The sequence below is a fragment of the Neisseria sp. HMSC073G10 genome, from assembly GCF_001812605.1.
Lineage (GTDB): Bacteria > Pseudomonadota > Gammaproteobacteria > Burkholderiales > Neisseriaceae > Neisseria > Neisseria subflava_A.
In genome coordinates, this window is sequence record NZ_KV809506.1 from 67,300 (window position 1) to 76,813 (window position 9,514).

9 protein-coding genes are annotated in these 9,514 nt (G+C 49.1%); 2 read left to right on the top strand and 7 right to left on the bottom strand.

Annotation, left to right across the window (positions count from 1 at the left end):
* Positions 1 to 223: 223 nt before the first annotated feature.
* Positions 224 to 1,489: a LysM peptidoglycan-binding domain-containing protein gene (locus HMPREF2865_RS03895; RefSeq protein WP_070645703.1), complete on the top strand. Its 1,266-nt coding sequence runs from the start codon at positions 224 to 226 to the stop codon at positions 1,487 to 1,489.
* A gap of 309 nt (positions 1,490 to 1,798) precedes the next feature.
* Here HMPREF2865_RS03895 and HMPREF2865_RS03900 read toward each other — a convergent pair whose 3' ends face one another.
* Together HMPREF2865_RS03900 and pyk are read right to left on the bottom strand one after the other, a co-directional pair.
* Positions 1,799 to 3,214 carry an OmpP1/FadL family transporter gene (locus HMPREF2865_RS03900; protein WP_070645705.1) on the bottom strand — a complete coding sequence of 472 codons (1,416 nt, stop codon included), beginning with the start codon at positions 3,212 to 3,214 and terminating at the stop codon, positions 1,799 to 1,801.
* 176 nt (positions 3,215 to 3,390) lie between these two features.
* Positions 3,391 to 4,863 (bottom strand): pyruvate kinase, encoded by a 1,473-nt coding sequence (gene pyk, locus HMPREF2865_RS03905; RefSeq protein WP_070645707.1) that lies wholly within the window; start codon positions 4,861 to 4,863, stop codon positions 3,391 to 3,393.
* Positions 4,864 to 5,084: 221 nt separating this feature from the next.
* Here pyk and HMPREF2865_RS03910 point away from each other — a divergent pair, with 221 nt between their 5' ends.
* Entirely contained in the window at positions 5,085 to 5,588 is a 504-nt protein-coding gene (locus HMPREF2865_RS03910; RefSeq protein ID WP_049336347.1) for a hypothetical protein, read from the top strand.
* Between the two features lie 65 nt (positions 5,589 to 5,653).
* Here HMPREF2865_RS03910 and HMPREF2865_RS12325 read toward each other — a convergent pair whose 3' ends face one another.
* The 5 genes from HMPREF2865_RS12325 to pyrB all read right to left on the bottom strand — a co-directional run bounded on the left by HMPREF2865_RS12325 (position 5,654) and on the right by pyrB (position 9,189).
* Positions 5,654 to 5,779, bottom strand: coding sequence for a hypothetical protein (locus HMPREF2865_RS12325; protein WP_003684698.1), 126 nt, complete (start codon positions 5,777 to 5,779; stop codon positions 5,654 to 5,656).
* A 23-nt stretch (positions 5,780 to 5,802) separates the two neighbouring features.
* Complete coding sequence (locus HMPREF2865_RS03915) at positions 5,803 to 6,666, bottom strand: GNAT family N-acetyltransferase (protein WP_070645709.1); 864 nt, start codon at positions 6,664 to 6,666, stop codon at positions 5,803 to 5,805.
* A gap of 275 nt (positions 6,667 to 6,941) precedes the next feature.
* Positions 6,942 to 7,607 (bottom strand): hypothetical protein, encoded by a 666-nt coding sequence (locus HMPREF2865_RS03920; RefSeq protein WP_070645711.1) that lies wholly within the window; start codon positions 7,605 to 7,607, stop codon positions 6,942 to 6,944.
* A gap of 192 nt (positions 7,608 to 7,799) precedes the next feature.
* Positions 7,800 to 8,258: an aspartate carbamoyltransferase regulatory subunit gene (pyrI, locus tag HMPREF2865_RS03925; RefSeq protein WP_003684689.1), complete on the bottom strand. Its 459-nt coding sequence runs from the start codon at positions 8,256 to 8,258 to the stop codon at positions 7,800 to 7,802.
* Between the two features lie 10 nt (positions 8,259 to 8,268).
* On the bottom strand, positions 8,269 to 9,189 hold the full coding sequence (gene pyrB / locus HMPREF2865_RS03930) for an aspartate carbamoyltransferase (RefSeq protein ID WP_070645716.1): 921 nt from the start codon (positions 9,187 to 9,189) through the stop codon (positions 8,269 to 8,271).
* Between the last annotated feature and the right edge of the window lie 325 nt (positions 9,190 to 9,514).

A 9,514-nucleotide genomic window follows, 5' to 3' on the forward strand; every position in this document is an offset into this window, starting at 1 on the left:
TTTATAAAGCTGATGTGTGATTTTCATACAGATTCGGTTTCCGCCGCCACAATCTCCTGTCATGACAGCAACATTCAATGCTAAAATAACGCCGAAAAATGTTAAGATAGCGCGACGGAGGCCGTTCGTTATCGTATTGATGAATGGGCGGCAGTTTCGCAAACTCCAGCCTTCTCTGTTTATCATCTGAAGACAAACCGAATCGATTTCAAGGGGAACGGTTATGCAACAACGTATTATAACCCTGCTTTGCATAGCAGGCATGGCTATTTCTGCCCACACTCAGGCAGCTTCTTTAAAAATCCGCCCCAATGCGCCGCAACGCTACGTCGTTAAAAACGGCGATACCTTGTGGAGTATTTCCGGTAAATATCTGTACAGCCCATGGCAATGGAACCGCCTTTGGGGCGCCAACCGCAACGCCATCCGCAATCCGCACCTAATCTATCCGGGTCAGGTGTTGGTTTTACGCTACGTCAACGGCCAGCCGCGACTGGGTTTTGAACACGCTCAAACCCGTTCAGACGGCATTCCCGTGATCAAACTGCATCCGCGCGTACGCGAAACTTCCGGCTACGGTATTCCGACCGTCAACGTCAACCTCTACCGCATGTTCATGAAACATCCGCAGATTATCGCTCCGGAAGAAACCGCCAACGCGCCGCGCCTGATTGCCGGCCCCGACAACCGCGTCCTCTACACCCAAGGCAACCGCGTGTACGCATACGGCCTGACCGAACCCGGCCGCTACCTGACCTACCGCGTCAATAAAAACATTACCGATCCGGAAACCGGCAAATTCCTCGGCCAAGAAGTCGTGTTCAGCGGCATCGCCAACACGCTGCCTTATACCGACTCCGCATTGGAACACCGTACCCGCGCTTCTGACGAAAAACTCAAAAGCAACGAGTATTACACCCAAGTCAACAAAGCCATGAAGCTGCGCACCCAGTCCGCGCAACCTTTGGTTATCGAAGAAGCCGTTTCCGAAATCCGCAAAGACGACTATCTGCTGAAACTGCCCGAAGGCCTCGACAGCTTCAATGTGATGCCACACGCCCCTGCCCGTCCGATTCAGGCCAAAGTCGTTTCCATCTTCGACGGCGTGGGCGAAGCCGGCCAGTTCCAAACCATTACTTTGGATAAAGGCAAACTCGACGGCTTGGACAAAGGCACTGTGGTCAGCCTCTACAAACGCGGCCGCCAAGTCCGTGTCAATCTATCCAACAACCTGATTCGCAAGCCGAAAGACAAAGATACGGTTGAATTGGTTTCCATTCCGGCGGAAGAAATCGGTTTGGCAATGGTGTACCGCACATCCGACCATCTGGCCTCAGCCATTATTTTGGAAAGCCTGAACAGCGTTTCCATCGGCGATACCGCCTCCGAACCCGGCCGCGATTTGGACAATATGGCTGATGAAAAAACCATGGATAAACCGGCTGAAGACGAACAGGAAAGAGAAATCGAACTGGAAGTCCGCAGCTGATTGGGCTTTCTTAGCAGACATCCGGCAAACAAAGGCCGTCTGAAAACCTGTTTTTCAGACGGCCTTTTAATTGCAGCCTATTAGAGAAAATTAGTAGTACAGTGTTTAAAGCGCAAACAACATCTTATTTTCTCAAGCCAGTAATCGGCTATTCCCTTTTCTATCGTCTTTCCGTTCTGCCATTCCAATCAGAAATATGAAAAGTCCAGCACGCCATTTATTGCCTGTGAATTGTTCCATCTGTTCCTACCAATCAAAAAGGCCGTCTAAAGATTTCAGACGGCCTTTTTATCCACAACTTAAATCCGATTATTTGAATTTGTAAGTGTATTGCAAGCCCAAGATGTCCGCCTTGTTTTTGAAGCGGGCGGAAGATGCACCGCGGCTGTCTACGTCGTTGCCGCTGGCTTTGCCTGTGCGGTAAACCGTGTCATTGATGTGGATATGGCTGTACGCCGCATCGATAACATGATTTTTACCCAGTTGATATTTAGCACCGACGGAGAACCAGATACGGTTGCCGTCAGGCAGGCTGTTCATGCGGTCTTCGGCGCTTTTAACCGGTGATTTGTCGAAAGCGATACCGGCACGCAGTTGCAATGGTTCGGTAACTTGGTAAGAGCCGCCGAATGCAACTTTATAAGTGTTGCGCCAGTTAGGCGTGATGACGGTACGGTCAGATTGGCCGTTGACAACTTTTTTGGTGTTTTCAAACACCAGCTCGGCTTTGTTGAAGCGGCTATGGCGCGTCCAAGTCACATCACCGAACAGGTTGGTTTTGTCGGTGGCGCGGTACATACCGTGAACAGACAAAGACTCAGGCGTGACGATTTTTACGCTGGCTTTTTCGTTCGGCACATAACCGCGTGCTGCCATTGCACCCAAATCCCAAGCGCGTTTTGCATATGCGCCGTCAGCTTCCCAATCGGCAGTGCCTTTCAGCGTATGCGATACTTTGGAGCGGTAGTTCACACCCACGCGTGCGCGCTCGTTGATGTCCCACATCCACGCCAGTTGGTAGCCGAAGCCCCAATCGTGACCTTTTACATCGGCATGACCGTCAGCTTTGCCGGTCGCATCGACAGCAATGGGACGGCCTGCTTGACGGGAAGCCAAGCCGCTGGCCAACTGGCTGATGGCGCCGGAAGCATCCCAGTCGGAGTATTTGCGCAATTCGGCTTTGGAATATTGGGCAATCAAACCGGCACCGACGGCGTGCTGCTCATTCAGTTTCCACGCGACTACCGGCTCGATGGCGATGGTGGTCAAACCCAGTTTGTTGATGTTGTGGCGCAAGACGGAATCTTTTTCGTATTCGGTTGCAGAGCCGAAGGGAACGTACACGCCCAAACCCAAAGTCACATCGTCGCTGGCTTTGTACGCGCCATAAACGTGCGGAGCAACGGTGGTTTCGGTAATTTTGCCGCTGGTCGAGCCGCTGACATCGGCACCTGTGCGGAAGTGTTTCGCAGATTCCGCCTCATAATGAATGCTTGGGAAAACGATATTGGCGTTGACGGAAATTTGGCTGCTGTCGATTTTGCTCAAACCGGCCGGATTGTAGAAAATGGTTGAGGCGTCGGCGGCTTCGGCGGCGGCGGCGTTGGCCGTGCCTTGTGCGTTAACGGATTGTGTGCCGAAGTGGTAACCGGAAGCTTGGACGGCGGTAGATAAAAGTGCTGTGCTTAAAATAAATGCTGTTTTTTTCAGATTGAAATGAATCATTTTGGTTTACCGTAAAAGTGGCGGACAAAGAAAAAGGCCGTCTGAAACGTCCTTTATTGATTTAGTATAGGCACTCAATTCTATACTACATCATTATTTTTGCCTAATCTTTTCTTTTTTTACACAAAAAAAGCAGGCTAAAACAGCCTGCTTTTCCAATCATCGGATCACTGCAATTATTTAACCTGCAACACTTCCAACGTATTGGTCGAACCAGATTCGCGCATTTGCGAACCGCTGGTGATGATGTATTGGTCGCCGCTTTGGAGGATTTTGTGTTCTACCAGCATGGCTTCCACTTCGTTCAGCGCGGTATCGTGATCGGTACTGGTTGCCAAAATCAACGGACGCACGCCGCGGTACATCGCCATACGGCGTTGCGCTGAAACACTCGGCGTCAGGGCAAAAATCGGCAGGGTGATGTTGTGGCGGCTGACTTCGAAGGCGGTCGAACCGCTTTCAGTCAAGGCAACGATGGCTTTGGCGTGAACTGCGCGCGCCACGCTGACCGCACCGCCGGCAATCGCCAAGTTGGTGCTGACGGCTTCGGGATACTCGACCTGTTCGGCAACGCCGTTGAGCGAATCTTGTTCTTTTTCCGCAGCCGCACAAATAATCGCCATTTGGCTGACGGTTTCAAACGGATACGCGCCGACGGCGGTTTCGGCAGAACACATCACCGCATCGGTACCGTCCAATACTGCATTGGCCACGTCGCTGACTTCCGCGCGGGTCGGTACAGGGTTGGTAATCATCGATTCCATCATTTGAGTTGCGGTAATGCTGAAGCGGCGCAACTCACGGGCGCGGCGGATCATGCGTTTTTGTAGGGCAGGTACGGCGGCATGGCCGACTTCCACTGCCAAGTCGCCGCGGGCAACCATAATACCGTCGCTGGCAAGGATGATTTCGTCCAGATTTTCAATGGCTTCTACGCGCTCGATTTTGGAAATCAAACCGGGGCGTACGGCTGTACTGCCTTTCATTTCTTCTTCGACTTTGGCGCGTGCGATGTGCAAATCTTCGGCAGATTTCACAAAGCTGATGGCCAAGTAGTCGCAACCAATGGCAATCGCCGTTTTCAGGTCGCGGAAGTCTTTTTCGGTCAACGCGCCGGCAGACAGGCCGCCGCCGCGTTTATTGATACCTTTGTTACTTTTCAGCACATGGCTGTTTTCTACCCTTGTAATAATCTTACTTCCTTCAACCGCTTCAACGGTCAAAGTCAACAGGCCGTCGTCCAGCCACAAAACATCGCCGGCAACGACGTCATTCGGCAAATCGCGGTAGTCCAGGCCAACCGCTTCGCGTGTGCCTTCACCTTCAAGCGCGGCATCCAAAATCAAGGTTTCACCCTTATTCAGCTCGATGCTGCCGCCTGCAATTTTGCCCACGCGGATTTTAGGACCTTGCAAGTCGGCAAGAATGGCGATTTCCTGACCCGCACGTTTCGCGGCTTCGCGTACGATACGGGCATTTTCTTCATGAAACTCCGGCGTACCGTGGCTGAAATTGAAACGGACGACATTAAGGCCGCCGACACGGATCATGTCTTCCAACAATTGTACATTGTTGCTGCCCGGACCCAATGTGGCGACAATTTTGGTATTGTGACTGATACGGGTTAAATCACGTTGCAATTCGCTCATGTAAACGTCCTTTCCTGTTGATTCCACGTTTGATAATGAAGAAGATTGTACTCTTAATGCAATAATGTTGGCGTAAAATTACATGATTTTCTGACTTAAACTAAATTTATTTTTGCATTAACCTACTTTCCTATCGGATACAATACACTCTCACGTCGTCATGTTTAATTTTCAGACGGCCTCACTCATCCGAATAGAATACTGAAATATCCGACCGATCCATGAAACGTTTTCTGACTCCTCTGCCCATCGGCATCGTTTTGGCCGACCTGATCTACGGTTTCGTACTTAATGTCATGCAAGGCTTAAATTTACAACAAACCGCAGCCAACCAGTCCGGTACAATTTCCGTTACGCCCGACATTGCCTTCAACAGCCTGCAAATCGTCGCCAACGGCGGCATGGTCTGCATTATCGGCTTCGGTTTGATTGTCTTGTTCCAACTCAACCGAGCTGTATTACGCCAACAAATCCTGCCCATCGGCATTTTCCGAACTCTCGGCCTGTTGGCTGTTTTGGCATTCAGCATTTCGTCTTTGTGGGAATGGTTGCATGCCGCTTTGTCGCTGCTTTCCGGGCACAATGTTTTAAACTTCAGCAACCCGCGTTATCTGGTTACCGCAGCCTGCATGCCCATCATCGCTTTCTTGTGCATCCTGCGCCTGTACAATTGGTATCGCCTGCATCGGACTGTTGCCGCTGACGACACCTCCACGACACTCTAATCAAGTTGCAAAAAGGCCGTCTGAAACAGGAAAACCTATTTCAGACGGCCTTGTCATTATATATCTCAACGTTGATGGCTGGTTTCTACACCGGCCTTAATCTCACCATACATTTGCGAGCTGCCTCCGCTGCCTGATGCGCAGGCCGCCAAGCTCAGTGTCAAAACAGCCGCGGTCAAAATCTTCAACATTGATTTCTCTCTTTCCACAAAAATTATTTCGGATCGCAACGGAAATGGTAAGCGCAAATTTCAAATCCGTTTTTGAAGTAGAGACGATGCGCACCTGCACGGTCATGGTTAACATGGACATTCAGATGGATTTTGGTCGCGCCGGTTTCCGCACCGATTTTGCGTACTTCTTCCAACAAGCGAGAAGCATAGCCTTTTTGGCGGCATTGCGGCATGGTTACGAGATCATCAATATGGATATGGTAACCGCTGGCCAAGTTATGTGCAGTATGGAAACCGCATACGGCCACGGCATTTTGTTTGCCTTCTTCAAAAATACCCAACAGGCGGTAGCCGGTTTTGCGCTGATGCTCGTTGATTTGTTCGACAAAACGGTGAATATCGGTCAAAGAAGAACGCAAAATGCTCAGTGCCGCAAAAGCGGTTGCAGTTTCTTCCGGCGGAATTTCACGCAATACGCCGACCACAGGCGCGACAGCTTGAGGCTCGGGCTGGGTATCGGCCGCTTCCGCACGCTCGGCGGCGTGTTTTTCTTCAATCGCCTGCGCCAACAAAACGCGCTCGACCGGCACTTCGCCCTGCTGTTTGCTTTCTTGCTCTTTAAGCAAGGCTTTGCAATCAATCACGCGCAAATCGTTATCCGCTGCAAAATCCATCAAGAAACGGAACATTTGCGGATTGTCTTCTTCCAGTTTTTTATCGACTGCCACACAACGGACATTGTCCACCAAAATCGGGCGCACCCAATTCGAATAGGAAAGGCGATTGTCTTTGGTGAAGGAAGACAAAATACCGCACAGGCGCTCCGCCCAGTCGCTTGGTCGGAAAATCTTGCCTTTGCTGGTCGTACCATGGATCACAACTTCATAAGGATTACACACTAACATAAGCAGCTTCCTGAGAGTAAATGGCTGAAGGAATATTTCGCCAGTGCCAACATCAGAAAAAGTTCCGATACATAGCAACAGATTATTGAAAAAATATCAGTAAGGTTTTGAAATACGACAATGATGAGACGGCTTGCCGATCCTGACAATCCGTTTCGAATTCTTTGATTATTATACCCGATACGCCTCTTTTTCTTCAAAAATCATTTGAAAAATAACAACAGGCCGTCTGAAACCAAGTATTTCGGTTTCAGACGGCCTGCATATTTTGAATATCAATACAACAATTTCTTGCGGGGCTTTTGCTCGCCACTGGATTTAATTTCTAACAAATTGAAATTCAGTATGCTCAAATCCAAGATGCTTTCAGAAGTGCATTGATCACCAAAAGCATTTTCATAAGTAGCCTTCAGTTTCAACACGCCGCCAAATGTTTGGTCCGGCAATTCGGCAGCCAGCGCCAACATACTTGCAAACACGCTACCATACAATTCGCCCGATGCCAGCATATCTACACCGCCGGAAAACATTTCCAACTGCATAACTGCATCGGCAACCAGCTTGCTCGGCAAGTGATCAGGCAAAGGCTCTACTTCAAAATGCACATTCTTCGCCAAGCCCTTACCGCTATTGCGGACAACCAAAACCAATAAATCTGTTTGACCGTCAGAACGCTGCAACGTCGCATGCAAAACAGGATGAATGCTTTCTTTTTGAATCAGCTGCTCACGGTGCAACATCTTGCTTTTTGCTTTGGATCGCGCAGAGACGACAGCCCAAATCAACCAAACCAATGCAACGGCAGAAATGGCAGTAACCAAAAGGGGAAGGTTGGTCAAATAGGCTTGCTGATTAAACCAAACTTGTGCTGCCAAAAATCCAGCAAAGAAAATCAAGACGTATAAAATTGGGGCAAACCGGCTTTGTATGGATGAGTGCATAAGTTTTCCTACATTTCGTGTCGTGTTATAAAAAATAATGCCTTTTGAGCAAATGATGTCATCAACTCAGAAGGCATTATTTTAACGTAATTTTAACGCAATTTGCTTAATATCTTGCTTTTTATGAAACTGATGTATCAAGCAGACAACTCAAACCGCACAGCTGTGTTTTCAGACGGCCTGAGATTTTTATCAGGCTTCGGCAACCGAATCACGCGAGAAGGTTTTTTCGCAATAATGGCATTTCAAACGCGTCTGACCATTATGTGAACGGACATAAAAGCGGCTGATGACCGGCTCGCCATGACTGGCACAATTGGTATTCGGGCAGCGGAATACTTCCGAAATTTCGTCTGGCAATGACAAATGCTGTTTGTCGATCACTTTAAACTGATCGATTTTGTTTACTACTGCTTCAGGGGCAAATAAAGCCAAACGGTTAGCCGCATTGGCATCCAACCATACGCCGCTGACTTTGATAATGTCTTTGCTTCCCTGCGTTTTGCTGGGCAAATTAAAGCCGACCGTAACCGCACTGCCATAATGCAGCAGCTTAAACTGCCTTAAAATGGCCAAGCCTTTACCGGCAGGAATATGATCAATCACCGTACCTTGTTCGATCGCTTCAACGCTGAGTTTTGAGTTTTCCATCTTTCGCTCCTTAAACTTCTTCGTTCAATACCAAAGACAAAATCGCCATCCGTGCATACACGCCGTTGGTTGCCTGTTCAAAATAATAGGCATGAGGTGTTTTATCTACATCTGGATGAATTTCATCTACCCTCGGTAAAGGATGCAAGACGCGCAAATTGGGTTTGGCATTTGCCAGCATTGACGCATCAAGATTGAATTTACCCTGGATTTTGGCAAATTCCTGCTCATCAAAACGTTCGCGCTGAACGCGGGTCATGTACAAAATATCCGCCCATTCGACCGCTTCTTCCAAGCCAGGCAAAATTTGATAAGGACACCCGGCCTCCTCCAGCTCTTCAGTAATATAGTCCGGCATCGCCAAGCTGGGAGGGGAAACAAACGCAAATCCACAACCCCAACGCTTCAGCGCCTGACACAATGAGTGTACCGTACGGCCATATTTCAAATCACCGGCCATCGCAATCTTCAAATTGCTCAAACTACCTTGTGTTTCATAAATCGTTACCAAATCCAAAAGTGTCTGGCTCGGATGCTGGTTGGTACCATCGCCGGCATTAATCACAGGTACGCTCGAAAACTCGGCCGCCACACGGGCCGCACCGTCTTTCGGGTGTCGCTGAATAATCGCATCCGTATAGCTGGAAATAATCCTCGCAGTATCTGCAAGCGTTTCACCCTTTTTCGCACTGGTGTTCGCGCCATCGGAAAAACCGATAACTTTCCCACCCAAACGCTGTACCGCCGTTTCAAAAGACAAACGCGTACGGGTAGAGGGTTCAAAAAAGCACGAACCAATCAATTTACCTTCAAGCAAATCTTCGCGAGGCTGCTTTTTCAACTTCAAGGCCGTCTGAAGCAGTAATTCGAGCTGCTCCGTCGTCAAATCTGAAATTGAAATAATATGTTGCCGATAAAGCGGATTAGGCATGACCATTCCCTCCCATAAAAAAGCCCGCAAAGGCGGGCGTTTCAAGCAAACCGATTCCATCGTTGTCCGGCATGATTCCCACCGGACAGACTCAACCATGTTTCTACCACACCCATGAAATCCCCCCGCATTATCTCATATTTAACAGACGGCCGCTTCCTTCAAGTTTTCAGACGGCCTATACCTTTGCAAAATAACCATCGGTACTCAACAGCTGAGATCCAAGCACAGGGATTCGGCTGTTTTCAGTTATTACCCAATAAAATCCCCCATTAGCCCAAGTCTTCATTCCCACTGCCCATACAAAGCCGCCCGTCAACCCGAA